Consider the following 23,394-nt stretch of genomic DNA (forward strand, 5'->3'; position numbering starts at 1 on the left):
CAGCGGACGAAATGCCCGACCTCTCCTTCGAGGAGGTCACCATGCTCCAGGACGCACTGGGCGCCGCCGCGGCATGTGCTTCGGTGGGCGTCGTCTATCTGGCGATGGCGGCACGTGTGGTCAAGCAGTACGAACGGGGCGTGCTGTTCCGGCTGGGCCGGCTCGCCGGTGAGGTGCGCTCGCCCGGCCTGACCCTGGTCATCCCCTTCGTGGACCGGCTCCAGAAGGTCAACATGCAGATCGTGACGCTGCCGGTGCCCGCCCAGGAGGGCATCACCCGCGACAACGTCACCGTGCGCGTGGACGCGGTCGTCTACTTCCGGGTCGTCGACGCGGCGAACGCGCTCGTGAAGGTCGAGGACTACCGGTTCGCGGTCTCGCAGATGGCCCAGACCTCACTGCGCTCGATCATCGGCAAGAGCGACCTGGACGACCTGCTCTCCAACCGGGAGAAGCTCAACCAGGGCCTGGAGCTGATGATCGACAGCCCGGCCATCGGCTGGGGCATCCAGGTGGACCGGGTGGAGATCAAGGACGTCTCCCTGCCGGACACCATGAAGCGCTCGATGGCCCGCCAGGCCGAGGCCGACCGGGAGCGCCGGGCCCGGATCATCAACGCCGACGCGGAACTCCAGGCGTCCAGGAAGCTGGCCGAGGCCGCCCAGCAGATGTCGGACACCCCGACCGCCCTCCAGCTGCGGCTGCTCCAGACGGTGATGGCGGTGGCGGCCGAGAAGAACTCCACGCTGGTCCTGCCGATCCCGGTGGAGCTGCTGCACTTCCTGGAGCGGGGCAACCAGGGACCGGGCCAGGCTCCCGCTCCGGGCCCGGCTCAGGGCACCGGCGAGGCGAGCGGCCCGCCGTTCCTGGAGCCACACGCGGGGCACTCGGGACCGAACGGCGACGGTGGATCGCGCTCGGGCTGAACGGCGGCCGCCACCGACGCAGGGTCCGAAGGAGAAGGGGCGCCCGTGGCGAAGAAGACGACGAGGGAAGCGAAGGCGAGCGAGGGCGGCAGGACCGGGAAGGCGGGGAAGCCCGGCAAGGCGGGGAAGCCCGGCAAGGCCCAGAAGACCGGGAAGCCTGAGAAGGCCGGGAAGAAGGCGAGGCGCGGTACCGGAGATGCCGGAGATCTCGACGACCTCCGGGGATCGCTCCGCCTCCCCACCGACGGGAGCCCGGTCGACCTGGCCGCCCACGGCACCCGGGACACGCCGGGCGCCCCCGGCGGCAAGCAGGTCGGCCTCGCCGACTCCGCCCGGATGGCCTCGGACCTGGCGGAGCTGCAGGAGCGGCTGTGGGCGGCGGCCACCGCGGGCGACCGGCGCCGGGTGCTGCTGGTGCTCCAGGGGATGGACACCAGCGGCAAGGGCGGCACGGTCAAGCACGTGATCGGCGGGCTCAACCCGGTGGGCTCCCGGGTCAGGGCGTTCAAGCCGCCCACCGAGGAGGAGCGCGCCCACGACTTCCTGTGGCGGGTGCGGCGCGCGCTGCCCGAGCCGGGCGAGATCGGCATCTTCGACCGGTCCCACTACGAGGACGTCCTCGTCGCCCGGGTCCGCCACCTGGCCCGCCCGGCCGAGGTCGGCAGCCGCTACGGCTTGATCAACGACTTCGAACGGGAGCTGGCGGAGGACGGCGTGACCGTCGTCAAGTGCTTCCTGCACCTCTCCCGGAAGGAGCAGAAGCGCCGGCTGCTGCGCCGGCTCGACCGCCCCGACAAGCACTGGAAGTTCGACCCCTCCGACATCGAGGACCGCGCCCTGTGGCCCGCCTACCAGGAGGCCTACGAACAGGCCCTGCAACACTGCGGCACCGCGCGGGCGCCCTGGTACCTCGTCCCGGCGGACCGCAGGTGGTACCGGAACTGGGCGGTCGCCCGGCTGCTGCTGGAGCACCTGCGGGACCTGGACCCGCGGTACCCGGAGCCGGGCTACGACGTCGCCGAGTGCCGTGAGCGGCTGCTGAAGGAGACGTGAGGGCGGCCGGGCTGGGTACCCGGCGGCCATGCGCGAGCAGCGGAAGGTCACCGATTCGTACTGGCTGCGGACCGCCCCCGGGCCGTCCCATCCCGCCCTGACCGAGGACACCGACGCCGACGTGGCCGTCGTCGGCGCCGGCATCGCCGGTCTCAGCACCGCCCACGAGCTGGCCCGGACCGGGCTGCGGGTGGTGGTGCTGGAGGCCGGGCGGGTGGCGGCCGGCGTCACCGGCTACACCACCGCCAAGCTGACCGCCCAGCACACCCTGGTCTACGACCGGCTGCGCCGTACCCGGGGTCCCGAGGGCGCCCGGCTGTACGCGCGTTCCCAGTCGGAGGCGATCGAGCACGCGGCGGGGCTGGTGGCCGGGCTGGGCATCGACTGCGAGTGGGAGACGAGGGACGCCTACACGTTCGTACGGGACCCGGAGCGGGCCGACGAGCTGCGGGCGGAGGCAAAGGCCGCCCGGGAGGCGGGGCTGCCGGCGTCGTTCACGACCGAGACGGGGCTGCCGTTCCCGGTGGCGGGCGCGGTGCGGGTGACCGGGCAGGCGCAGTTCCACCCGGTGAAGTACCTGCGGGCGCTCACCGCCGACCTGCTGGCGCACGGCGGGCGGGTGTACGAGGAGACGCGGGTCGTCGGCCTGTCGGAGGGCGAGCCGTGCCGGCTGACCACCGAGTCGGGCGCCACCGTGACCGCCCGGGACGTGGTGATCGCCACCCACTACCCGGTCTTCGACCGCGCCCTGCTGTTCGCCCGGCTGTCCCCGCGCCGGGAACTGGTCGTCGCCGGGCCGCTGGGCGACGGCCCGGACCCGGAGGGCATGTACATCACCCCGGAGGAGAACACCCGCTCGGTACGGACCGCGCCGTACGGCGCCGACGGGCAGCGGCTGCTCGTGGTCACCGGGGAGCACTTCACGCCGGGCACCGGCGAGGTGCGGGCCGGCTTCGACCGGCTCACCGCCTGGGCCGAGCAGCACTTCCCGGGGGTCCGCCTGGACCAGGCCTGGGCGACGCAGGACAACGAGTCCAGCGACACCGTCCCGATGGTGGGCCCCTTCCACCCCGGCGCCCGGCACACCTATGTCGCCACCGGCTTCAACGGCTGGGGCCTGAGCGGCGGCATCATGTCCGGGCTGCTCCTGACCGCCCTGATCACGGGCCGCGACTGCGCCTGGCACGCGCTGTACGACCCACGTCGGCTGAAGTCGGTGGTCCGGGAGGCGCCGTCGCTGCTGAAGAACCAGGCCGAGGTGGCCCGGCACTTCGTCGGCGACCGGCTGAAGCGGCCGGCCGGGGTGGACGAGCTGGCACCCGGTGAGGGCGCGGTGGTCAAGGCCGACGGCGAGCGGCTGGCCGTACACCGCGACGACGCGGGCGCGCTGCACGCCGTCTCCGCGCGCTGCACCCACCTGGGCTGCCTGGTCGCCTTCAACGACGCCGAGAAGGCGTGGGAGTGCCCCTGCCACGGCTCGCGCTTCGACGTCGACGGCTCGGTGCTCCAGGGCCCGGCGGTCAAGCCGCTGGAGCGGCACGAGCTGGAGTGAGACGGGGCGCTCGGGTCCGGTGCGGGGTGGTCCGGCGTCCGCGCGGGTGACCTTCCTGGCCGCGCCGATGCACATATCACCATACAAACCGACATCCAGCCCTACGTTCGTACGGTGATCCCACTAGCACGCCGTATCACCGCCGTCTGCGCCCTGGGCGCGGCCCTCACCGCCTGCGGTACCGCGGGCACCACGAGCTCCCATGCCCCCTCCAGATCCCCCGTCTCCGCCTCCCCCACCGCCACCCGCCCGCCCGTACTCACCCCGGGCCCGGGCGGCCTGACCCCCGTCTTCGAGCACGGCCCCCGCACCCTGGGCAAGACGGTCGCGCTCACCTTCGACGCCGACATGACCGCCGACGAGGGCCCCCGGGCCGCCGACGGCGAGCACTTCGACAACCCGGACCTCATCGCCACGCTGCGCACGCTGAAGGTGCCGGCGACCGTGTTCATGACCGGCCGCTGGGCCGACCAGTACCCGGCGCAGGCGCGAGCCCTCGGAAAAGACCCGCAGTTCGAGGTCGCCAACCACTCCTACAGCCACTACGCGTTCACCGCCGACTGCTACGGCCTGCCGACGGTCGGCGCGGACCGGATGCGTGACGACGTCCAGCGGGCCTACGACTCCCTGCGCAAGGCCGGCGTGCCGAAGCCGATGCCGTACTTCCGCTTTCCCGGCGGCTGCTATGACCAGCAGGCCCTGCGCGCCCTGTCCGGGCTCGGCGTGACGGCCGTGCAGTGGGACGTGGTCAGCGGTGACGCCTTCGCCACGGACGCCGACGCGGTGGTCCGGCAGGTACTGGACGGGGTGAAGCCCGGCTCGGTGGTCGTCATGCACTGCACGCGCAGCGCCGCCCCCACGACGGAGCGGGTCGTACGGTCGGTCGTACCGGAGCTGCGCAAGCGGGGATACCGGTTCGTGAAGGTCTCCGAGCTGATCGGCCAGAGCGGCGCCAAGCACTGAGCGTCACGCCGGACGAGTCCTGACCCACCGGCTCAGGGTGCGCGGCGGGAGGCCAGCCGGGCGGAGACCGCGAAGGCGGCGGCCGCGACCAGGGCGGCCGCCACCAGCGGCAGCACCGGCACCGGCGCCCTCCCGGTCCGCGAGCCGGTGACCAGACCGCTGACCGCGGCCTGCGCCGGCGACCCGGCCACGACCAGGGCCAGCAGCGCGCCGAGCAACATGGCCGGCACCGCCCGGCCGGTGGAGCGCAGCACGGGCCGGCAGGTGAGCGCGCCGACGGCCGCGCCGAGCAGCGCGCAGGCGAGGGCGGCCGGCAGCCCCGACGCGGTGGCCCGCCACGGCGCCACGTGCACCCGGTGGCCGTTGCTCGCGGGATCGCTGATCAGCGCCACCACGACGGTCGCGGCGGTGCCGAGCAGCGCGGCGGCGAACAGGGCCGTCAGCAGTCCGGCCAGCTGGGCCCGGGCGGGGCCGCGGGCGGCGGCGACACAGGCGCGAGCGGCGGCCGGTTCGCCCGTGACGCAGATCCGCGTCAGCCAGGCGGCCACCGGCAGCAGCGCGGCGGCCGTGTACCCGAGCGAGTCCAGGACGGGCTCACCGCTCCGCACCCCGACGCACAGGAAGACGGCGTAGAGGATGACCGGGGGCAGCCAGCGCTGGGAGCGCAGGAGCAGGTCGGACTGGTAGCGCAGGAGCGCGGTCATGAGCGGTTCCCGGAGTCGTCGGCGGCCGGCACGACGCCGACCACATGCCAGGGCGGGGCGGCGGTGAGCAGGGCGCGCAGCAGCACGTCGGAACGGGAGGCGGGCACGACGAGCCGGTGCCGGCCGCCCCCGATCTCCGCACCCGACACGACCACTTCACTGACGTGGGACGGCAGTTGACTCCCCGTCGCCCCTTGCACGGTGACGACGGTGAGCGGCCCGGCCACCGCCGCGCCATGACCGCCGGTACGGCGTTCGAGCCGCCCGCCGGTCACGGTGCAGGTGGCGTCGGGCATCCCGGCGAGCCGGCGCGGATCATGGTCCACGAACACCACGGCTCCCCCGGCGGCGGTCCGCTCGGCCACGGCCCGTTCCAGTTCGGCCCGCGCGGGGGCGTCGAGCCCGGTCCACGCCTCGTCCAGCACCAGCAGCTCCGGGTCGCCGACGAGGGCCTGCGCGACGGCGACCTTCTGGCTGCTGCCCTTGGACAGCCGCGCCATCGGCGTCCGCCCGTAGGCCTCCGCGCCGAACCGCTCCAGCCAGGTCTTGGCGGCCCGCGCGGCGGCCTCGCGCGGCAGTCCGTGGACGGCGCCGAGGTGAGCCAGGTACCCGAGGGGCGTGAACGGCAGGGCGGCCGGAAACCGCTCCGGCACGTACGCCGTCCGCGGCCGCCCGCTGATCCGCCCCTCACTGGGCGCGTCCAGCCGGGCCAGCAGCCGCAGCAGGGTGGACTTCCCGCTGCCGTTCGCCCCGTCCACCCGGACCAGCGTCCCGGGACCGACACCGAGATCCACGCCACGCAGCACCCAGGGCCCGCGCAGCCCGTAACGACGCCCTACGGCGGTCAGCCGCACCTCTTGCCGCATGATTCCCCTTCTCCCCCGGTCCCCCGACTGATCAAGATGCCCCAGACCGGCGACAGGTTCCCCCCACTCACCCGGGCCGCGTTGATGAGCCCGCTGTCTGCTTCTTAAGCTGGGCTACCGTGAACGACGCCGCCGCCCCCGCCGACAGCCTCTTCCCGACCGAGCGCACCGTGCGTGACGAGGCCCCGCAGTACGTGCTGCCGCTCGTCGTCCGCATCGAGCGGGACGCGCCGCCCGCCCGTACCGACGCGCTGGAGACGGCCGCCCGTGCCGTACTGCTGCTGCTCGCCGACGAGCGGGCCCTCGGCGACGGGGAGTGGGCGGAGGCGGTGCGGAACTGGGAGGACGCCCGTATCCGCAAGGTGGTGCGGCGCGCCCGGGGTGCCGAGTGGCGGCGGGCCGAGGCGCTGCCGGGCATCACGGTGACCGGCAAATCGGCCGAGGTGCGGGTCTTCCCGCCGATCCCGCTGGACGGCTGGCCCAAGGACCTGGCGAAGCTTCAGGTCTCGGGCACGCAACTGGACGACCCGGAGCCGCCGACCCCGGCCGACCCCGCCCACCCCGTCCTCTGGCTCAACCCCGACCTCGGCATGTCGGCCGGCAAGACGATGGCCCAGACGGGCCACGCCGCCCAACTCGCCTGGTGGGCCCTGCCGGAGCCGGACCGCACGGCCTGGCAGACCTCCGGCTTCCCCCTCACGGTCCGCACCGCGCCCCCGTCCACCTGGCCCACCCTGACGACCAGCGGCCTCCCGGTGGTCCGCGATGCCGGCTTCACGGAGATCGCCCCGGGTTCCTGCACGGTGGTGGCGGACCACCCGGCCCTGCGCGAGTAACGGCCGGTCCGCGGGCCCCGCCGCACACGGGGAGGCTTCCGGACCTTCGAACGCGGCGGGGCGGGCGGTACAGCAGCAGCGTGCTCCCGGAACCCGGGTTCCGCAAGATGCGGTTGGCATATTCGCGAGCCGCTGCCTCACACCTCGGCACGAACGATCAACGTACCGATGTGCCCCGGCGTCGGAGCATCGAGAACCCGAGCCTCGGCGGCCACGAACCCGGCGCCGGCGAGAAGCCGCTCCCACACGGCCGGACGGTAGCTGTAGCGGTACGTGAACATGGCCTTTCCCGCGAACCCGCCCTTGTACATGCCCTGCGGCCCGTACGCCCCGGGAATCGCCGGCGGCTGCGAGAACACGAACACCCCACCGGGTTTCAGCCGCCTCCGCACCAGCGGAAACAGCCGCCCAGGATCGGCGAACCAGGCGGCGCCGAAGACGGAGTACACGGCGTCGAAGGTCTCCGTGCACGCGCCCAGCCACTCCAGCACCTCACCGCACACGAAGACGGCCCCGCCGGCCGCCCACCGCTCCCTGGCCTTCTTCACCATGACCGGGGACAGGTCGACGCCGTACGCCTCGACCCCCTGACCCGCGAGACGCGCGAGCGCCCGTCCCGTACCGCATCCGATCTCCAGCACGCGCCCCGGCGCACCGAGCAGTTCCGGCCCGGGGCCGTGACCGGCGTACTGGGTCCAGCCGAACGCGGGCTCGGCGTCGTCCTTGAAGGCGGACTCGGCGTAGGTGTCCCACAGTTCGGTCTCTGCGGCGATGTCGTGGGGTACGGGCACGGTGTCTCCTCGCGTGCGTCGATGTGTCGGAGCCCCCGCCCTGCACGAGTGAACGTGCGGGCGGGGGCGATTGTCACGGGGATCAGTGACTGTCGGGCACCTTGTTGTCGCACGGCGAGCAGTCCGTGCCGTCGATGGCCCACAACTCTTCATCGATGTCGAAGCCGATCGACTTCAGGAAGTCGGCGGTGCGCAGGCAGAGCCCGTCGCGGCGACGCTGGATGAACGGCGCGTGATGCTTGTAGGCGCCTGCGTTGTAGAGACGGCAGATCCCGAACCAGACAGGGGTGTCGAGGATCAACTGGTGGACACCGATGTCGACCAGTTTGCCGACGCCGAGGTGCACTTCGGGATGCTCGATGCAACCGACGGTGTACATGACGGCGTTGGCGAGGATCCGCTCGGCCATGTCCCGGACCATGGTGTGGTCCCGCAGTAACAGCGCGACCTCCCGGTCCCACAGGGTCAGGCCGGAGTCGAAGACGTTGATGGTCAGCTCCGTGATGTGCGGAGCGACGGCGTTGAGGAGTTCCTTCGGATCACTTGTCCGTGTTCCGGCGGGGTGGTCGAGAGTGGCGGTCATGAACTCTCCTTCCCATGAGATGTCGTGTGAGATGTCGTGTGTTGCTTGACCCCGCCCCTGACGGCGCAGGGCCCTCGTTCGGAATGCCGCTCAGCGGGCGAGGTACGGGCGCGGGGCGCACGCGGCGTGGACAGGGCTCGTGATGGTGCCGCCCGAGGCGCTGACCCGGTCGTAGGGGACGGTGATGTCCGTCGCCCGGATCTCCCGCCCACAAGCCACGCACACGCGCTGCGCCGTGAGCGCCTCATAGTGGTCGCACAGGGCACCGAGTACGCGGGCCAGTCTCCTGGCGTAGGCGACCTCCGTGCCTGATCCGGTGCCGATGTGGGAGGCCAACTTGCCCCGGGCCGCGTCGATGCAGGCCTTCGCGCAGTACCGGGGCACGTCGTCTTCGGGCAGTTGGGCGGCCAGTCGCTCGACCTGCGGAATCAGGGACATTACGTGCCCGCGCAGGCCCGTGGTCAGAGTCGCCAACTCTTCTCCGGTGGGCGGCTGCACCGCGTCGTGCGGGAGCAGCAGGGCGATACTGCCGCGCATCGTGTCGGTGTCCACCAGGCTGGTGACGACGGAAGCCTGGGCGATGCCCGTCATCGGGCCTCCTCACCCTTACGGTGCTGCGGACACGCGCACGGCGGCAGCACGGTGCTCATCGGCGCGGGCTGATCGGTGTAACTGCGGGTGACGGTCACGGTGGTGCGCGGCGCGGTGACGACGCCCTCTTGCGTCACCGTATACACCTTGATCGTCATCGCGGCGTCTCGTGCACGGGCTCTGTGCGGGGCAGTACGGGTCATCGTCTCGACGCTCCCTGGTCGGTCTGAGCGTGGTCATGCCCGGGACCGTGACTGCGGTCGCCGGGTCTCGCATAGCGCTTGGGAGTGCGCGTACACACATGGTGAGGTCGAGGTAACGTCGGAAGTACCCCGGTCAGGGGTAGCTCCGACCTCAGGAGCGCTCAGGTAGCGGCGCACCACTCGGCGAACGAGGTCAGTGTTTCGGAGTCGGCTCGCCTCAGCCGCCGCAGTGTGGATGCGTCCTGCCGCACCCACGGGTGGTCTCGGGTGTGCTGAGGGGCGATCTTCCGGGCGGCCTTCAGGGACTCGAACGCACCATCGGCCAGCCCGGCCCACAACTGTGCCCGTGCCAGCTCGATATAGAAGCCGGACCGTCGCTCGGCGGGCAGGTCGGCCGGCGGTTTCCACTCATGCGACACGTCCAGGGCATCTCCTACGTGGTCATCTCCGAGGCTGACCGCAACGGACACCCGGTGGATACGAACGGAGTCGGGGCCGAAGGCAGTGCCGTAATAGACGCCCTCCTCAACGGCGTGGGCAAGTCGCTCCGCGGCCACGATGTGCCCGGTGGCAGCGTCCGCGTCTCTCGCTCGTCCGGCGATGACCGCGGCTCTCATGTGTAGCGACCCGAGGATGGCGCGTCCCACCACTGTGTCAGGCGCCGGAGTCGTGTCGATGGCCTGTTGCAAGGCCCGCAGCCCGGCGGCGTGTGCATGTGCGGCGAAGAACGTCTCGGTCCGGACATATGCGACAGAGGCTGACAGTAATGGATCATCGGCCTCACCGGCGGCCCATCGCATGAGTTCGACCAGCCGGGCCGACAGGTCGTGCGCCCCGAGCTTGTAGGCGGCCGCGTCGGCCGAGCGGTACGCACTGACAAGAAGACCACCCAGTTCAGCCTGCTCGACGCCCCTCGCCAGGTCCAGAGCGCGGGCCAGTTCGGCGAGCAGTTCGGGGATGTCGCGGACGATGCGCGTGTACTGCGCACCGAGGCGCCAGCGCTCGGCCGCGTCCGCTGCAGCTCGCAGGTCGGCCATTGGACGTACTCGACCATCCTCCGGGCAGTCGTACGCGGCGATGGCTGCGGACAACGCCGGGAGGCCCTCCCGGGCCAGGGAATGAGCGGGGCCGCGGTCGTGTCGCAGTCGAGCCGGATCGACGCCGAGCGCGTCCGCGATGGCCTGCAAGGTGTCGTCGGTGACACCACGCTCACCACGCTCGATCTTGCGGATGGTGCCGAGCGCGACGCAGGCAGCGTCAGCCAGCTGCTGTTGTGTCAGCTTGGGGCGGACGACGCTTCGGTAGTACGCGATTCGTCGGCCCACTCCCCGATCAGCGATCACGGGCATACTGCCTCCGTTCGGGCACCTTGGCCAGACGGCACTCGCGAGGGACACCGCGTGTGCGGGAAACGGCCTTACCAACTCGGCAAGGCCGCTTGCCTCATGTCAGCGGACGAGGGCGACGAGGTCCATGAGACCGTTGATGCGCCAGTCCGCCGCGGCAACCGTTTCCGGGGCGTCGGCCCACAGGTTGCCCCACGGACCGCGCCGCAGATGCGCTGTGCGGAGCCCGGCCGCCTTCGCCGGATGCACGTCGTTGGCGGGATGATCGCCCACGTAGAGAGTCCGATCGGCCGGAGCCTCGGAGACTTGGACGACCCTGTGGAAGAACTCTGGTTGCGGCTTGGCCGCGCCCCACTCCCCCGAGGTGGCGATCAGGTCCGCGGGCAAGTCGAGAGCCCGCAACAACTGGCCGGCGTTGGCGGTCTGGTTGCCTGCGACGACGATCCGGACTCCTGCCTGCCGCAGGGCACTGAACGCCGGGCGGACATCGTCGTACAGGTCGGCCTCGTCCAGGTACTCACCGCGGCCGGCCGCCTCCCGCGCCCGGTACTCCGCCGCTACGTCGATGCCGGGGCGCACGAGCCTCAGGGCTTCCGCGTTGTCCTGGCCCTGCGCGACGACGGCGCCGACCAGAGCGGACAAGGTGTGGCGGGGCACTTCCAGCCAGTCGGCCCAGGCCGCCCAGTAGCGATCGTCACGAGTGATCGTCTCGCCGACATCGAACACGATGGTCTCAATCACCCTCGAAGCCTACGAGTCCTCCGGCACACGAAGCATCAAATGGGTCCAAGCATCCGGCTCGGTGTACCGGGTAGCGGCGGACTCCAGCAGTAGCTGCATCAGCGGTCCGGCGATCCCGGCTCCGGCGGCCAGTCGTGAGTCACCGCTGAGTCATGCCATGGGCGAAGTCCGGGCGCACGGGCGGGCGTCGGAGGCGACGCCCGCCCGGTGAGGATCCCGGGGATGGCGGCAGCTTGGTGATGTCGCCGGTTCTGACAGCGTCCGGTGTGATCACGGCCGTGCGTACGGTCGTGTCATGATCTCCATGTTGTGGCCCGACGGGTCCGCGAAGTACGCGCCCCGGCCGCCGAAGAGGCGGTTGACGCGGTGGGGTTCGGAGTGGTGGGGGTCGGCGTAGTAGGTGACGCCGAGTGTGTCCAGGCGGGTCAGCATGGTGTCGAAGCTGTCGTCGGGGACGAGGAACGCGTAGTGCTGGGTCTGTATCGGCTCGTCGCGCATCTCGTAGTAGTCGAGGGTGACGCCGTTGCCCAGGTCGACCGGCAGGAACGGGCCGAAGGGGGCGCTGACTTCCAGGCCGAGGACCGTGGCGATGAACTCGGCCGACAGGTTCCGGTCGGCGGCGTAGACGACGGTGTGGTTCAGGAGGACCGAAGGCGCCGGGGCGGGTGAGGGGCCGCTGGGATTCTGGGTGTGCTGCATGAGGTGAGTTGATCTCCAGGTTTCGGTGACGGGTCGCGTTGCTCGAAGACGAGGAGAGGTGGCGGGGCCCTGACCCGCCGCGCGCTCATGTCGAGGCCGGGTGCCCTACTGGTGTGTGGCCCATGGCCGACCCGGCAGTCATGTGATCGAGCCTACCGGCGCCCCCGGACCGGTCAACCTCAAATGTTGCTCTGAGGGGGCGGGGCGGAGGGTTGGGAGACGCGGCCAGGGGCCATATCCCCGTCACTCGACGCGCGAGCACGAGGGCACCGAGGAGGGGGAGGCGGCATGCGGCGACTGGGGACGGGGATCGGCTGGCGGCCGGAGATCGCGGACGCCGTGGAGCGCATGCCCGGCATCGACTGGGTGGAGGTCGTGGCGGAGAACGTCTGCCCCGGTCACGTGCCCGAGTCGCTGCTGCGGCTGCGCGAGCGCGGCGTGACCGTGATCCCGCACGGTGTCTCCCTCGGCCTCGGCGGCGCCGAGCGGCCCGACGAAGGGCGGCTGGCGGCGCTCGCCGAGCGGGTGGAGGCCCTCGGCGCTCCCCTGGTCACCGAGCACATCGCGTTCGTCCGGGCGGGCGGCCCGCTCACCGCCTCCCCGGCGCTGGAGGCCGGCCATCTGCTGCCGGTGCCGCGTACCTGGGACGCGCTGGACGTCCTGTGCGAGAACGTCCGTATCGTCCAGGACGTCCTGCCGGTGCCGTTGGCGGTCGAGAACATCGCCGCGCTGTTCTCCTGGCCCGGTGAGGAGCTGACGGAGGGGCAGTTCCTCGCCGAGCTGGTGGAGCGGACCGGCGTACGGCTGCTCATCGACGTGGCCAACCTGCACACCAACCACGTCAACCGGGGTGAGGACCCGGCGCGGGCGCTGTCCGAACTGCCGCTTGAGGCGATCGCCTACGTCCATGTCGCGGGCGGCGTCGAGCGCGACGGCGTCTGGCACGACAGTCACGCCCACCCCGTCCCGTCCTCCGTGCTCGCCCTCCTCACCGACCTCGCCTCCCGCGTGACACCGCCGGGCGTCCTGTTGGAGCGGGACGACAACTTCCCCGAACCGGGTGAGCTGGAGAAGGAGTTGGCCGCCATTCGGGGTGCGGTGGAGGAGGGGGAGGCAAGAGCCCAGGGGGGTCTTGTGTCTACGGCCACTGTGGTGCGGGGCGAGCGGGGGAGCCGTGGCAGAGAGGGCGTTCGGGAGCGGGTCGGGGTGGCCCAGGCCGCCGTGCTGTCGGCGCTGGTGGCCGGCACTCCGGTGCCGGAGGGATTCGACCGGGTGCGGATGGGCGTACAGGCGCGGGCACTCGCGGCCAAGCGGGCGGACGTCGTGGGGAAGGTGGCTCCGGAGCTGCCGGTGATCCTCGGGGCCGGGTACCGGCCGGCGTTCCTGGAGTACGCCCAGGGCCGGCCGATGAGCGGCGGCTACCGGCTGGACGCGCTCGACTTCGCCGGCCACCTGCTCCGGGCGGACCTGCCGCACGACGCGGAGGCGCGGCACGCGTTGCGGGAGTGGTGGCTCGACCGGGCGGGCCCCGCGCCCAGGTCCCAGGGGCCGGCAAAGGGGCGGGTGGCCCGCGCGGCGCGGCGGGTGCTGCTGGGGAGGAGTTGAGCGGTGGCCGGCAGGGGCGTCGGCCGTCCCGGCCGCGCCCGCTCCATTCGTTTCCCGGCCGGAGCCTGGATCATCGCTTGCGACCGCGCGGCTTGCGCGGTGGCTTGCCCCAGGGGCCGGCCGGTCGTTCCCCGCGGGCCCGCGCGATGAACTCCGCACGGGTCGGCACCGTTCGCGGCCCGGGATACCGGACCGACTCCGCGTCCCACGGGATGGCGGCCCCGGTCATGCCGAACCCGGCGAGGATCTCGTCGTACAGCGGCGCGAAGCGTGCGCCCACCAGTGGCGGCATCCGGTAGCCCAGCCCCCGCACGCGGGCGGCGAAGGCGGCGGGCAGCGGCACGTGGTAGGTCTCCAGGTAGTGGGCGAAGTCGGCGCGCCACACCCACACGCCGTCGGTGACGAGTGACGAGCAGCCGGACGTGTGCCGGTGGGCCTCGCCGCTGAGGACGTCGACCCCGGCCGCCATGAAGTGCGTGAGGTGGTGGCCAGTGTCCAGGTACTCCACCATCCTCGCCTCGTCCGGTTCGCCGGAGGCCTGTACCTGGGCGAGCAGCGGTCCCGCCGCCAGTTCGCCGGAGTAGCCGAAGTCGTCGAAGAAGCCCAGCAGTCTCAGCACCCCCACCCCTCCCTCGCCCGGTCTCTGGAATGTGCGCCTTCGCAGTAATATGCCAAACCGCACCCACCCCACCTGCACCCCCGGCGTGCGGTGCCGTACAGGAGGCGCCATGCGATCGCGACCCCCGATCAAGGGCCGAGGCATATTCAGTGGGACCGGGCTCATCGTCGTCGGGCTGGCGGCGACCCTCGCGGCGCTGGTCTTCCCGGTGTGGTCGTACGCCGACCGGCAGGGCGTGGGTCAGGTGAACACGCTGAGTGCGCGGACCGTGACGACGCCGTACGGGCCGTTGTCGGCGCAGGACCGGGACTTCATCGGCAAGGTGCGCCTCGCGGGGCTGTGGGAGCTGCCCGCCGGGGAGTTGGCGGAGCGGAAGGGGACCACGGGCGCCGTGCGGACGGCGGGGCGGCATCTGGTCGACGGGCACACCTCCCTGGACGCGCACGTCCGCACCGTCGCGGCGCAGCTCGGCGTCCGGCTGGCCAACGAGCCCAACCAGCAGCAGCGGGAGTGGCTCGGCACGCTGCGGGCGGCGCAGGGGCAGGAGTTCGACCGGGACTTCGCCGGGATCCTGCGGCTGGCGCACGGCCGCGTCTTCTCACTGGTCGCCCAGGTCCGGGCCGGCACCCAGAACTCCCTGGTGCGGGATCTGGCCGACGACGCCAACGCGACCGTGCTCGACCACATCAAGATCCTGGAGGCGACGGGGTACGTCGACTTCGGCGCGCTCTCCCGCGATCTCGCCGCCTCCCCCTCCCCCGTGCCGACGCCGCCCGCCGTCGATCCGGGCGCCGCAGTTCCCGTCGCGCCCTCGCCGACCGCGTCGTACTCCCCGCCGCCCGCCACCGCCGGCCCGGTGCCGCGGCCGGCCGGGTCCTGACCTGCGCGGGAAACGGAACGTCACATACCGGCGACGCTGTGTCCGGATCGTGAACAGGGCATGGCGCCCGGCCGCGCCGGTGGCATAGAAACGCGGCATGTTCTGGCTCCTCCTGCTGCTTCTGGCCTGGGCGTTCGCCGGTGTCGCGTGCACCCGGCTGTGCCTGGCGGCCGTCCGCGCGGCCACCGTCGAGAGCGCCGGTCCGGCACCGGACGAGGCGCGCGGTCTGACGGTGTACGAGGCCGCGTTCCTGTCCGGCGGTCCGGCCCGGGTCGCCGACGTGACGCTGGTGTCGATGGCCCGGCAGCGGCGGCTGCTGCTCGCGCACACCGGCTGGGCCACCGTGGTGGACCCGGACGGGCGCGACGAGTTGGAGGAGTCCGTCATAGGGGCCATCGGGCCGGAGGGGCAGTCCCGGATCGCCCCCGTACGGGCCCGGACGGCCGGTGCGGAGGCGGTACGGCGACTGGCCGACCGGCTGGTGCGCGCGGGCCTCGCGGTGCCGGAGGGCGGCGGGGCCGACGTAGGGTCCGCGGTGCGGCGGGTACGGGCCGTCGCGGTCGTCGTGGTGCTGCTCGGGATCACCGCGCTGCTGCTGCCCGACGGGACGGGGACGCCTCGGCTGCTGGTCGGGCTCTGGTTCGCCCTGCCGCTGCTGCTGTCGCTGAGCTGCCTCGCGCTCGCCCGCTTCGAGGCGCACCCGTACTCGCGTTGGGCCTCGCCCGCCGGGCAGCGGCTACTGGGCACGCTCGGGGGCGGGACGGCCGGGGCCGGTGACGAGCGGTCCTTCCTCACCTCCGTCGCCGTGCGCGGCATCCGGGCAGTCGGTGAGCCGGACCTGCGCGCGGCTTTCGCCCACCGAGACCACCGAGACGACCGCGACCACCGCGACCACCGAGAGCGGCTCTGGCGGGGGTAGGGGCGCCCCCGGGGCACGAGGGGCGCATCGGGAGCACTCGCGCCGACACCGGCCGGGCGGTGCTTGCCTTCACCGACGGCCGTCCGAAACATCCCTTCTGTTGTCGGCGGGCCCTGGCAGCCATGCCGGCGCCGCCGCACACCGAAGGGATACGCGATGAGAGCTGCCGCCCTCTACTCCGCCGCGCTGTACTCGGCCGCCGGGTCCTTGCTGCTGACCACGCTGGCCGCGGCTCCGGCGGGCGGCGCTCCCGCCGGGCGCCGCACGTCCGAGGCGCCCGGCATGGCCGAACTGCGCGGCGCCGCCGTGGCCGTGGCCCGCGCCCGGTCGGCCGGCATCGACTTCGGGGACTGCCCCGCCGCCGAGGTGCCGGGGACGCCGGACAGCGTGCGGTGCGGCACGGTGACCGTCCCGCTGGACTACGCGCACCCCGACGGCAGGCAGCTCCGGCTGACCGTCAGCCGCGCCCGCGCCACCCAGAAGGACCCGCACAACAGCAAGCGGAAGGTGCCCCGGCAGGGCGCCCTCGTCTACAACCCGGGCGGCCCCGGGGGCTCCAGCATGTACTTTCCGCTGGCCGCCGGCATCCCGCGGTGGCAGCGGATCGCCGCCGCGTACGACCTCGTCGGCTACGCCCCGCGTGGGGTGGGCCGGTCGGCGCCGCTGTCCTGCGAGGACCCGAAGGGGTTCTTCAAGGGACCCAGCGCGGCCCCGACGCATCCCTCGGAGGAGTACAAGCGGGAGCGGATCGCACGGGCGAAGGCGTACGCCCGCGGCTGCGCCGAGCGCTCGGGCAGCGCGCTGCGGCACTACACCTCGCTGAACAACGCCCGCGACCTGGACGTGCTGCGGGCCGCGCTGGGCGAGGACCGGCTGACGTTCATGGGGGCGTCGTACGGCACCTACTTCGGCGCGCTGTACGCGGCGATGTTCCCCTCGCATCTGCGGCGCATGGTGCTGGACGCGGCGGTGAACCCGGACCCGGAGAAGGTCTGGTACCGCAGCAACCTCGACCAGTCGGCCGCGTTCGAGGAGCGCTGGGCGGACTTCCGGGAGTGGATCGCCCGGCACGACGACGTGTACCGGCTCGGGACCAACCCGGCGGCGGTGCAGCGGAGTTACGACACCGCGCGGGAGCGGCTGGCCGGGAAGGCGGCGGGCGGCAAGGTCGGGCCGGGGCAGTTGCAGAACGCGTTCCTGACCGCCGGGTACTACGACGACTTCTGGCCGAGCCGGGCCGCGGCGCTGTCGGCGTATCTGCGCGGCGATCCGGGGCCGCTGGTCGCGCTGGCCTCGCCGAACCCGGAGTCGGCCGCCGAGGCGGAGAACGGCAGCGCGGTGTACACGGCCGTCGAGTGCAACGACGCGGCGTGGCCCACGGAGTGGGAGGTGTGGGACCGCGACAACACCCGGCTGGCCCGGGTCGCGCCCTTCGAGACGTGGGACAACGCGTGGGCGAACCTGCCGTGCGCCTACTGGCCGGCGCCCCGGCAGCGGCCGCTCGACGTGCGCACCGGGCCGGGTGAGCTGCCCGGGGTGCTGATCCTGGCGGCCGAACGGGACGCGGCGGCGCCGTACGCGGGGGCGCTGGAGATGAACCGGCGGCTGGCGGGCTCGGTGCTGGTGACCGAGCGGGACGCGGGCACGCACGGCATCGGCGGCGGCCCCAACCAGTGCGTCAACGGCCACCTGGAGGCGTATCTGCTGGGGGGCCGCCTCCCGGCCCGGCACACGTCCTGCGCACCGCGCCGGGAGCCGGCCCCCGACACCCCGGCACCCGGCACCTCCGGGGACCGCATCCCTAGGGACACCCTCAAGGGCAAGGCGGTCAAGGGCTGACCGCCCTGCCCGGTGATCAGGCGAGCCCGGTGATCAGGCGAGCCCGGCGACCAGTTCCGCGACGTCCTTGCGGCGGCCCGTGTAGAACGGGACCTCCTCGCGGACGTGCATCCGGGCCTCGGAGCCGCGCAGGTGGCGCATGAGGTCGACGATGCGGTACAGCTCGTCGGCCTCGAAGGCGAGGATCCACTCGTAGTCGCCGAGGGAGAACGAGGCGACCGTGTTGGCGCGCACGTCCGGGAAGCCGCGGGCCATCTTGCCGTGGTCGGCGAGCATGCGGCGGCGGTCCTCGTCGGGCAGCAGGTACCAGTCGTAGGAGCGCACGAAGGGGTAGACGCTCACGTAGTTCCGGGGCGTCTCGTCGGCGAGGAACGCCGGGATGTGCGAGCGGTTGAACTCGGCGGGGCGGTGCAGCGCCATGTTCGACCACACGGGCTCCAGCGCGCGGCCGAGCCGGGTGCGGCGGAAGAGGTTGTACGCCTCCTGGAGCTGGTCGCTGGTCTCCGCGTGCCACCAGATCATCAGGTCCGCGTCGGCGCGCAGGCCGGACAGGTCGTAGGTGCCGCGGATCTTGACGTCCTTGGCGGCGAGCTGGTCGAACAGCTCCTGGACCTCGTCGGCGTAGCCCGCGCGGTCCTCCGGCAGCGCGTCCTTCAGTCTGAAGACGGACCAGAGGGTGTAGCGGATGACCTCGTTGAGGTCCTTGGCCAGCTTGCCCTTGTTCGGGATCCTGCCGGGCTCGGTGGTGGCGTCGTCACTCATGTTCCCTATTCTCCCGCTCCGCCGTGGAGGCTCTGCACCGGGTGGGCCATCAGGTCGTCGGCCGCCGACCGGTCGCCGGCCAGCCCGTCCACCGCCGCGTTCGCGCTCGCGACGCAGGCCGGGATGCCGACGCCGTCGTACTGCGCGCCGCACACCGCGAGGCCGGACAGCCGCGCCACGTGCGCGCGGATGCGGGCCACGCGCGCGTGGTGGCCGACCGGGTACTGGGGCAGGCCGTCGGTCCAGCGGGTGACCCGGGTCCGAAGCGGTACGGCGTCCAGGCCGGTGGCCTCGCGCAGGTCGTGCCGGGAGACCTCGACCAGGCCGGTGTCGTCGCGGCCGAGGATCTCCGTCTCGCCGTGCCGGCCGACGGAGGTGCGCAGGACGACCACGCCGGGGTCCTGCGCGGCGATCCAGCCCCACTTCTGCGAGGCGAAGGTGGACGCCTTGATGGTGCGGCCGTCGACGGGCGGCACCAGGAAGCCGCTGCCCTCGGGCAGCCGCACGTCGGCACGCCGGTAGGCGAGGGTGACCAGGGCCATGGACGCGTACTCGACTGCGGCCAGTTCGGCCGCGGCGGCCGGGGTCTCGGCGCGCAGCAGCCGCGCGGCGGCCGGGGCCGGTACGGCGAGGATCACGGCGTCGGCGTGCAGTACGCGCTCGGCGGTGGTGATCCGCCAGCCGCCGGCGGCCTCGCGGCGCAGCCCGGTCACGGGGGTGCCGGTGCGGATCTCGCCGCCGCGGGCCCGGACGGAGTCGGCGACCGCGAGCGGCAGGGTGCCGACACCGCCGTCGATGCCGGTGAAGACGGGGCCCGTCGGCCGGCCCGCGGCGGCCTTGGCCTGGATCTCCCGGACGCCCTCGGTGAGGGAGGCGTGGGCGCGGGCGGTCTGGAAGAGCTGGGGGACGGCCGAGCGCATGGAGATGCGGTAGGCGTCGCCCGCGTACACCCCGCCGAGCAGGGGTTCGACCAGGCGGTCCACGACCTCGCGGCCGAGCCGGGCCGCCACGTACTCCCCCACGGCCACGTCGTCGCCGACCTCGGTGCGCGGCAGGTCCGCGTCGCGCTCGATACGGGCGACGCCCTCGGCGGAGAGCACCCCGGACAGGGCGGCGGCGGTGCCGGGGACGCCCATCACATGGCCCTTGGGCATGGGCCGCAGCGCGCCCCGGGTCCACAGGGCGGCGGTCGCGGTGGCCGGCGGCTGGAGCCGCTCGCCGAGGCCGGTCTCGCGGGCCAGGGTGACGGCCTCGGGGCGGCGGGCGAGCATCGACTCGGCACCGAGGTCGACGCGCACACCGGCGATCTCACCGGACAGCAGCTTGCCGCCGACCCGCTCGGCGGCCTCCAGCACGGTCACCCGCGCGCCGCGCCCCAGCAGCCGGTGGGCCGCGGCCAAGCCGGCGATGCCGGCTCCGATGACGACGACATGCCCGGTGTCCGTGCCCGTACCCGTACCCGTGGTGCTCATGAGCCCCACTCTCTCAGACCCCCGCGGCGCTCCCGCCAGGGCCACAGGTCCCGGGTCGTCCGCGCCCGGTGTCCGCTCCGAGTCCGGGCCGTGACCGCTTAGGGGCCGGGCGGGTCGAACGTCCGGGCACGCCCCGCCGTCGTAGGGGCGGCATTCGTCATGCGTCATGCGTTACGAGTCCGGGGGGGGGATCACCCATGAGCACACCACGCACCGTACGATCGGCGCCGTCCGTCCGCAGGCTGGCCGAAGTCCTGCTCGCCGCCTCCCTGGCGCTCACCGGGTGCGGGGCGGGCGGCGCCGCCAGGGGAAAGCCCGGCACGCCCCGGCTCACTCCGGACTCGGTCAGCCGGGACGCCGACCGGCACGTTGATCGAGCGCACGGTCGAGGCGCAGGACGTCACCGACCAGATGGTGAATGTCGGCAGCCGCGTCACGTCGCAGCGGGCCGGCGTCGACCGGATCCGCGCGCTGATGGACCGGGCGACGAAGCTCGGTGATGTCGTCGCGCTGGAAGGGCAGTTGAGCGAGCGTCAGGCCGACCTGGAGGCACTGCCGGCCCGGCAGGCGTCCCTGAAGGACCGCAGCCTCGCCACCATCACCCTGTCGCTGTCCGAGAAGCCGGTGTCCGGGGCGGCCGGCGACGAACGGGCCGGGCATCGTGGACGTGCTCGGCGCGGCCCTGCCGTTCCTGGCCCTCGCCGCCGCGCGGAGCCCGGGCCGGCGATGACCGCGCTCGGCCCGCTGCCGGCGGCCCGCCCGGTGCCGGCCGACTCCGGGCAGCCGGACCAGGACTGAAGTACCGGGGCCCCGTAGCGTGTTCCCATGACCAAGAGTGGCGGGCGGGACGGTACGGAACGGCTGGTCGTGATCGGTGGTGACGCCGCGGGCATGTCCGCGGCATCCCAGGCACGCCGGCTGCGGAAACCCGGGGAGCTGGAGATCGTGGCCTTCGAACGCGGCCACTTCACCTCCTACTCGGCGTGCGGCATCCCCTACTGGGTGGGCGGCGAGGTCTCCGGGCCGGACGAGCTGATCGCCCGTACGCCCGAGGAGCACCGGGAGCGCGGGATCGACCTGCGGCTGCGCACCGAGGTGACCGGGATCGACGTGGCCGGGCAGCGGGTGCGGGCGCGTGCGGTGGACACCGGGGCCGAGTCCTGGACGCCGTACGACCGGCTCGTCATCGCCACCGGGGCGCGTCCGGTCCGCCCGGACCTGCCCGGCGTGGACGCCCCCGGGGTGCACGGCGTGCAGACCCTGGACGACGGGCAGGCGCTGCTCGACACGCTGGCCCGCACGGACGGCCGGCGCGCGGTGGTCGTCGGCGCCGGCTACATCGGGGTGGAGATGGCCGAGGCGCTGATCCACCGGGGCTACGAGGTGACCGTCGTCAACCGGGGCAGCGAGCCGATGGCGACGCTCGACCCGGACATGGGCCGGCTGGTGCGCCGGGCGATGGAGGGCCTCGGCATCACCATGGTGAGCGACGCCGAGGTGACGGAGCTGCCGACCGGCGACGACGGCCGGGTCCGCGCGGTGCGCACGAAGGACGCCGAGTACCCGGCCGACCTGGTGATCCTCGGGATCGGCGTCCGCCCGGAGACCTCCCTGGCCCGGTCGGCGGGCCTGCCGGTGGGCGCGCACGGCGGGCTGCTCACCGACCTGGCGATGCGGGTGCGCGGGCACCGGAACATCTGGGCGGGCGGCGACTGCGTGGAGGTGCTGAACCTGGTCTCCGGGCAGGAGCAGTACGTTCCGCTCGGCACGCACGCCAACAAGCACGGGCAGGTCATCGGCACCAACGCCGGTGGCGGGTACGCCACGTTCCCGGGGGTGGTGGGCACGGCCGTCAGCAAGGTCTGCGACCTGGAGATCGCGCGTACCGGGCTGCGCGAGAAGGACGCGGACCGGGTGGGGCTGCGCTACGAGGCGGTCACCATCGAGTCCACCAGCCGGGCCGGGTACTACCCGGGCGCCTCCCCGATGACGGTCAAGATGCTCGCCGAGCGCGGCACCGGCCGGCTGCTCGGCGTGCAGATTGTCGGCCGCGAGGGCGCCGGCAAACGCGTGGACATCGCGGCCGTCGCCCTCACGGCCCGGCTGACCGTCGAGCAGATGACGGCCCTGGACCTGGGATACGCCCCGCCCTTCTCCCCCGTCTGGGACCCGGTACTGGTGGCGGCGCGCAAGGCGACGGCGAAGGTACGGCAGGGTCAGCCGGGGTGACCCCTAGGCGGTTCCGCTGATCCTCGGCAGGGCGGAGACGGCGGAGTTGGCGGCCGGGGCCTCCGCCGGCCGGGCGTGCGTGGCGGTGGGCCGGGCGGAGCGCAGCCGGTGGCTCACCGCCTCGTCCAGCGTCACAGGCCGCTGTGTCTGCGCGGCCAGCCGCCCCGCCTCCTGACCGAGGCGCGCCACGTCCTCCCAGGGGAGGCGCACGACCAGGGACAGTTCGGCCTCGCCGTCGGGCAGGGCGTGCATCGCGGGAAACCGCGGAGCGTTCGCCGGATACTGTGAAGCGTTCGTCATCGCCTGGTCCTCACGTCGGTTGCGGAGGGATACGCGCTAGGGCGCGGCCGTGTTCACCGGTTCGGCCGTCGCATCGCGGGCAGTACTTGTGTGTGGTCATCCCCGTCCATGACGTGAACCCGGTGCGCCGCACTCCCTGGGTGACGTACGCGCTGATCGCCGCCAACGTCCTCGTGTTCCTCACCATGCCCGGCGCCGGCGGTGCCCTGGGCGGCAGCGAACTGGCGCGGCTCTGTCACCTTCAGGCCTTCATGGACCAGTACGCGGCGGTCCCGGCCGAGCTGGTCCACCACCGGCTGCCCCGGCTGGTGCCCACGGGCGAGGTGGGGGTGGGCGCGCACGGGGCGGGGTGCGTGGTCGGGCCGCCGGACTACGACAAGTCCCCGGCGCTGTCGGTCTTCACGGCGATGTTCCTGCACGGCGGCTGGCTGCACCTGCTCGGCAACATGCTGTTCCTGCTGATCTTCGGCAACAACGTCGAGGACCGGATGGGCCACGTCCGGTACTTCCTCTTCTACGTCGTCTGCGGCTACGCGGCTGGCTACGGCTTCGCGCTGCTCAACGCCGACTCCACCGACCCGCTGATCGGCGCGTCCGGGGCCATCGCCGGTGTGCTCGGCGCCTATCTGGTGCTGTTCCCGAAGGCGCGGGTCTGGGTGCTGGTGCCGTTCCTGGTCTTCCTGCCGCTGCGGCTGCCGGCCTGGCTGGTGCTGGGCTTCTGGTTCGTGCTCCAGGCGCTGGACTCCTCCGGGCACGCGGCCTCCGGCACCGGCACGGTGGCGTACGCGGCCCATGTGGTCGGCTTCCTGGCCGGCATGCTGCTGGCCTGGCCCCTCAAGCCGGGCACGCCGCCCCCGCCGGAGCCGCCCGGTCTGCTGTTCGGCAGGCGGGCGCGGCCCCACTACGGCTGGTGAC

Annotated in this window: 25 protein-coding genes; 12 read left to right on the plus strand and 13 right to left on the minus strand. The window is 73.0% G+C overall.

What is annotated here, in order from left to right; all coding sequences use genetic code 11:
• Positions 1-41: 41 nt before the first annotated feature.
• The 4 genes from NX794_RS13345 (at position 42) to NX794_RS13360 (ending at position 4,494) form a co-directional block, all read left to right on the plus strand.
• Positions 42-926, plus strand: coding sequence for a slipin family protein (locus tag NX794_RS13345; protein ID WP_258778847.1), 885 nt, complete (start codon positions 42-44; stop codon positions 924-926).
• 45 nt (positions 927-971) lie between these two features.
• Positions 972-1,979, plus strand: a complete 1,008-nt coding sequence (locus tag NX794_RS13350) for a PPK2 family polyphosphate kinase (protein WP_258778702.1) — start codon at positions 972-974, stop codon at positions 1,977-1,979.
• A gap of 28 nt (positions 1,980-2,007) precedes the next feature.
• The gene (locus tag NX794_RS13355) at positions 2,008-3,531 is read left to right on the plus strand and encodes an FAD-dependent oxidoreductase (RefSeq protein ID WP_258778703.1); all 1,524 of its coding nucleotides are present in this window, start codon (positions 2,008-2,010) and stop codon (positions 3,529-3,531) included.
• A gap of 114 nt (positions 3,532-3,645) precedes the next feature.
• Positions 3,646-4,494: a polysaccharide deacetylase family protein gene (locus NX794_RS13360; RefSeq protein WP_258778704.1), complete on the plus strand. Its 849-nt coding sequence runs from the start codon at positions 3,646-3,648 to the stop codon at positions 4,492-4,494.
• Positions 4,495-4,526: 32 nt separating this feature from the next.
• Here the strand turns inward: NX794_RS13360 and NX794_RS13365 are convergent, their stop codons facing one another.
• Complete coding sequence (locus tag NX794_RS13365; RefSeq protein ID WP_258778705.1) at positions 4,527-5,198, minus strand: ABC transporter; 672 nt, start codon at positions 5,196-5,198, stop codon at positions 4,527-4,529.
• Complete coding sequence (locus NX794_RS13370) at positions 5,195-6,064, minus strand: ABC transporter ATP-binding protein (RefSeq protein WP_258778706.1); 870 nt, start codon at positions 6,062-6,064, stop codon at positions 5,195-5,197. Before NX794_RS13370 ends, NX794_RS13365 begins: the two co-directional genes overlap by 4 nt.
• Positions 6,065-6,183: 119 nt before the next feature.
• On the opposite strand from NX794_RS13370, the gene NX794_RS13375 reads away from it, so the two are divergent.
• Positions 6,184-6,900: an aminoacyl-tRNA hydrolase gene (locus NX794_RS13375; RefSeq protein WP_258778707.1), complete on the plus strand. Its 717-nt coding sequence runs from the start codon at positions 6,184-6,186 to the stop codon at positions 6,898-6,900.
• 137 nt (positions 6,901-7,037) lie between these two features.
• Here NX794_RS13375 and NX794_RS13380 read toward each other — a convergent pair whose 3' ends face one another.
• The 7 genes from NX794_RS13380 to NX794_RS13410 all read right to left on the minus strand — a co-directional run bounded on the left by NX794_RS13380 (position 7,038) and on the right by NX794_RS13410 (position 11,854).
• Positions 7,038-7,691 (minus strand): class I SAM-dependent methyltransferase, encoded by a 654-nt coding sequence (locus NX794_RS13380; protein ID WP_258778708.1) that lies wholly within the window; start codon positions 7,689-7,691, stop codon positions 7,038-7,040.
• Between the two features lie 82 nt (positions 7,692-7,773).
• Positions 7,774-8,274 (minus strand): hypothetical protein, encoded by a 501-nt coding sequence (locus NX794_RS13385; protein WP_258778709.1) that lies wholly within the window; start codon positions 8,272-8,274, stop codon positions 7,774-7,776.
• A 90-nt stretch (positions 8,275-8,364) separates the two neighbouring features.
• Entirely contained in the window at positions 8,365-8,865 is a 501-nt protein-coding gene (locus tag NX794_RS13390) for a DUF6415 family natural product biosynthesis protein (RefSeq protein ID WP_258778710.1), read from the minus strand.
• Positions 8,862-9,023: a hypothetical protein gene (locus NX794_RS13395; protein WP_258778711.1), complete on the minus strand. Its 162-nt coding sequence runs from the start codon at positions 9,021-9,023 to the stop codon at positions 8,862-8,864. Before NX794_RS13395 ends, NX794_RS13390 begins: the two co-directional genes overlap by 4 nt.
• A gap of 206 nt (positions 9,024-9,229) precedes the next feature.
• Complete coding sequence (locus NX794_RS13400; RefSeq protein WP_258778712.1) at positions 9,230-10,417, minus strand: helix-turn-helix domain-containing protein; 1,188 nt, start codon at positions 10,415-10,417, stop codon at positions 9,230-9,232.
• Between the two features lie 99 nt (positions 10,418-10,516).
• Entirely contained in the window at positions 10,517-11,155 is a 639-nt protein-coding gene (locus tag NX794_RS13405) for an HAD family hydrolase (protein WP_258778713.1), read from the minus strand.
• A 270-nt stretch (positions 11,156-11,425) separates the two neighbouring features.
• Positions 11,426-11,854, minus strand: coding sequence for a VOC family protein (locus tag NX794_RS13410; RefSeq protein WP_258778714.1), 429 nt, complete (start codon positions 11,852-11,854; stop codon positions 11,426-11,428).
• Between the two features lie 288 nt (positions 11,855-12,142).
• On the opposite strand from NX794_RS13410, the gene NX794_RS13415 reads away from it, so the two are divergent.
• The gene (locus NX794_RS13415; protein ID WP_258778715.1) at positions 12,143-13,459 is read left to right on the plus strand and encodes an MbnB/TglH/ChrH family RiPP precursor modification enzyme; all 1,317 of its coding nucleotides are present in this window, start codon (positions 12,143-12,145) and stop codon (positions 13,457-13,459) included.
• Between the two features lie 70 nt (positions 13,460-13,529).
• Here the strand turns inward: NX794_RS13415 and NX794_RS13420 are convergent, their stop codons facing one another.
• Positions 13,530-14,078 (minus strand): hypothetical protein, encoded by a 549-nt coding sequence (locus NX794_RS13420; RefSeq protein WP_258778716.1) that lies wholly within the window; start codon positions 14,076-14,078, stop codon positions 13,530-13,532.
• A gap of 109 nt (positions 14,079-14,187) precedes the next feature.
• Between NX794_RS13420 and NX794_RS13425 the strand changes: the two genes are divergently transcribed.
• The 3 genes from NX794_RS13425 to NX794_RS13435 all read left to right on the plus strand — a co-directional run bounded on the left by NX794_RS13425 (position 14,188) and on the right by NX794_RS13435 (position 17,716).
• Positions 14,188-14,958 (plus strand): DUF4142 domain-containing protein, encoded by a 771-nt coding sequence (locus NX794_RS13425; protein ID WP_258778717.1) that lies wholly within the window; start codon positions 14,188-14,190, stop codon positions 14,956-14,958.
• A 97-nt stretch (positions 14,959-15,055) separates the two neighbouring features.
• Positions 15,056-15,877, plus strand: coding sequence for a TIGR04222 domain-containing membrane protein (locus NX794_RS13430; protein WP_258778718.1), 822 nt, complete (start codon positions 15,056-15,058; stop codon positions 15,875-15,877).
• A gap of 156 nt (positions 15,878-16,033) precedes the next feature.
• A complete protein-coding gene (locus NX794_RS13435; protein ID WP_258778719.1) occupies positions 16,034-17,716 on the plus strand; it encodes an alpha/beta hydrolase in 1,683 nt (560 codons plus the stop codon).
• 33 nt (positions 17,717-17,749) lie between these two features.
• Here the strand turns inward: NX794_RS13435 and hemQ are convergent, their stop codons facing one another.
• Positions 17,750-18,478, minus strand: coding sequence for a hydrogen peroxide-dependent heme synthase (gene hemQ / locus NX794_RS13440; RefSeq protein WP_258778720.1), 729 nt, complete (start codon positions 18,476-18,478; stop codon positions 17,750-17,752).
• 5 nt (positions 18,479-18,483) lie between these two features.
• Positions 18,484-19,950, minus strand: a complete 1,467-nt coding sequence (hemG, locus tag NX794_RS13445) for a protoporphyrinogen oxidase (protein WP_258778721.1) — start codon at positions 19,948-19,950, stop codon at positions 18,484-18,486.
• 369 nt (positions 19,951-20,319) lie between these two features.
• On the opposite strand from hemG, the gene NX794_RS13450 reads away from it, so the two are divergent.
• On the plus strand, positions 20,320-20,748 hold the full coding sequence (locus tag NX794_RS13450; RefSeq protein WP_309505987.1) for a DUF4349 domain-containing protein: 429 nt from the start codon (positions 20,320-20,322) through the stop codon (positions 20,746-20,748).
• A gap of 27 nt (positions 20,749-20,775) precedes the next feature.
• Complete coding sequence (locus NX794_RS13455) at positions 20,776-22,179, plus strand: FAD-dependent oxidoreductase (protein ID WP_258778722.1); 1,404 nt, start codon at positions 20,776-20,778, stop codon at positions 22,177-22,179.
• A gap of 3 nt (positions 22,180-22,182) precedes the next feature.
• On the opposite strand, the gene NX794_RS13460 is transcribed toward NX794_RS13455, so the two are convergent.
• On the minus strand, positions 22,183-22,431 hold the full coding sequence (locus NX794_RS13460) for a hypothetical protein (RefSeq protein ID WP_258778848.1): 249 nt from the start codon (positions 22,429-22,431) through the stop codon (positions 22,183-22,185).
• 140 nt (positions 22,432-22,571) lie between these two features.
• On the opposite strand from NX794_RS13460, the gene NX794_RS13465 reads away from it, so the two are divergent.
• Positions 22,572-23,393, plus strand: a complete 822-nt coding sequence (locus tag NX794_RS13465) for a rhomboid family intramembrane serine protease (protein ID WP_258778723.1) — start codon at positions 22,572-22,574, stop codon at positions 23,391-23,393.
• Position 23,394 lies beyond the last annotated feature (1 nt).

The organism is Streptomyces pyxinicus (assembly GCF_024753135.1).
In the GTDB taxonomy this organism is placed as follows: Bacteria; Actinomycetota; Actinomycetes; order Streptomycetales; family Streptomycetaceae; genus Streptomyces; species Streptomyces pyxinicus.

What these genes read in the sequence shown, in the direction of transcription:
- NX794_RS13395 (WP_258778711.1), bottom strand. Translation starts at nt 9,023, where the DNA reads ATGACGATCAAGGTGTATACGGTGACGCAAGAGGGCGTCGTCACCGCG.
- NX794_RS13355 (WP_258778703.1), top strand. Translation starts at nt 2,008, where the DNA reads ATGCGCGAGCAGCGGAAGGTCACCGATTCGTACTGGCTGCGGACCGCC.
- hemQ (WP_258778720.1), bottom strand. Translation starts at nt 18,478, where the DNA reads ATGAGTGACGACGCCACCACCGAGCCCGGCAGGATCCCGAACAAGGGC.
- NX794_RS13410 (WP_258778714.1), bottom strand. Translation starts at nt 11,854, where the DNA reads ATGCAGCACACCCAGAATCCCAGCGGCCCCTCACCCGCCCCGGCGCCT.
- NX794_RS13385 (WP_258778709.1), bottom strand. Translation starts at nt 8,274, where the DNA reads ATGACCGCCACTCTCGACCACCCCGCCGGAACACGGACAAGTGATCCG.
- NX794_RS13365 (WP_258778705.1), bottom strand. Translation starts at nt 5,198, where the DNA reads ATGACCGCGCTCCTGCGCTACCAGTCCGACCTGCTCCTGCGCTCCCAG.
- NX794_RS13390 (WP_258778710.1), bottom strand. Translation starts at nt 8,865, where the DNA reads ATGACGGGCATCGCCCAGGCTTCCGTCGTCACCAGCCTGGTGGACACC.
- hemG (WP_258778721.1), bottom strand. Translation starts at nt 19,950, where the DNA reads ATGAGCACCACGGGTACGGGTACGGGCACGGACACCGGGCATGTCGTC.
- NX794_RS13415 (WP_258778715.1), top strand. Translation starts at nt 12,143, where the DNA reads ATGCGGCGACTGGGGACGGGGATCGGCTGGCGGCCGGAGATCGCGGAC.
- NX794_RS13345 (WP_258778847.1), top strand. Translation starts at nt 42, where the DNA reads ATGCTCCAGGACGCACTGGGCGCCGCCGCGGCATGTGCTTCGGTGGGC.
- NX794_RS13400 (WP_258778712.1), bottom strand. Translation starts at nt 10,417, where the DNA reads ATGCCCGTGATCGCTGATCGGGGAGTGGGCCGACGAATCGCGTACTAC.
- NX794_RS13425 (WP_258778717.1), top strand. Translation starts at nt 14,188, where the DNA reads ATGCGATCGCGACCCCCGATCAAGGGCCGAGGCATATTCAGTGGGACC.
- NX794_RS13455 (WP_258778722.1), top strand. Translation starts at nt 20,776, where the DNA reads ATGACCAAGAGTGGCGGGCGGGACGGTACGGAACGGCTGGTCGTGATC.
- NX794_RS13430 (WP_258778718.1), top strand. Translation starts at nt 15,056, where the DNA reads ATGTTCTGGCTCCTCCTGCTGCTTCTGGCCTGGGCGTTCGCCGGTGTC.
- NX794_RS13460 (WP_258778848.1), bottom strand. Translation starts at nt 22,431, where the DNA reads ATGCACGCCCTGCCCGACGGCGAGGCCGAACTGTCCCTGGTCGTGCGC.
- NX794_RS13435 (WP_258778719.1), top strand. Translation starts at nt 16,034, where the DNA reads ATGAGAGCTGCCGCCCTCTACTCCGCCGCGCTGTACTCGGCCGCCGGG.
- NX794_RS13370 (WP_258778706.1), bottom strand. Translation starts at nt 6,064, where the DNA reads ATGCGGCAAGAGGTGCGGCTGACCGCCGTAGGGCGTCGTTACGGGCTG.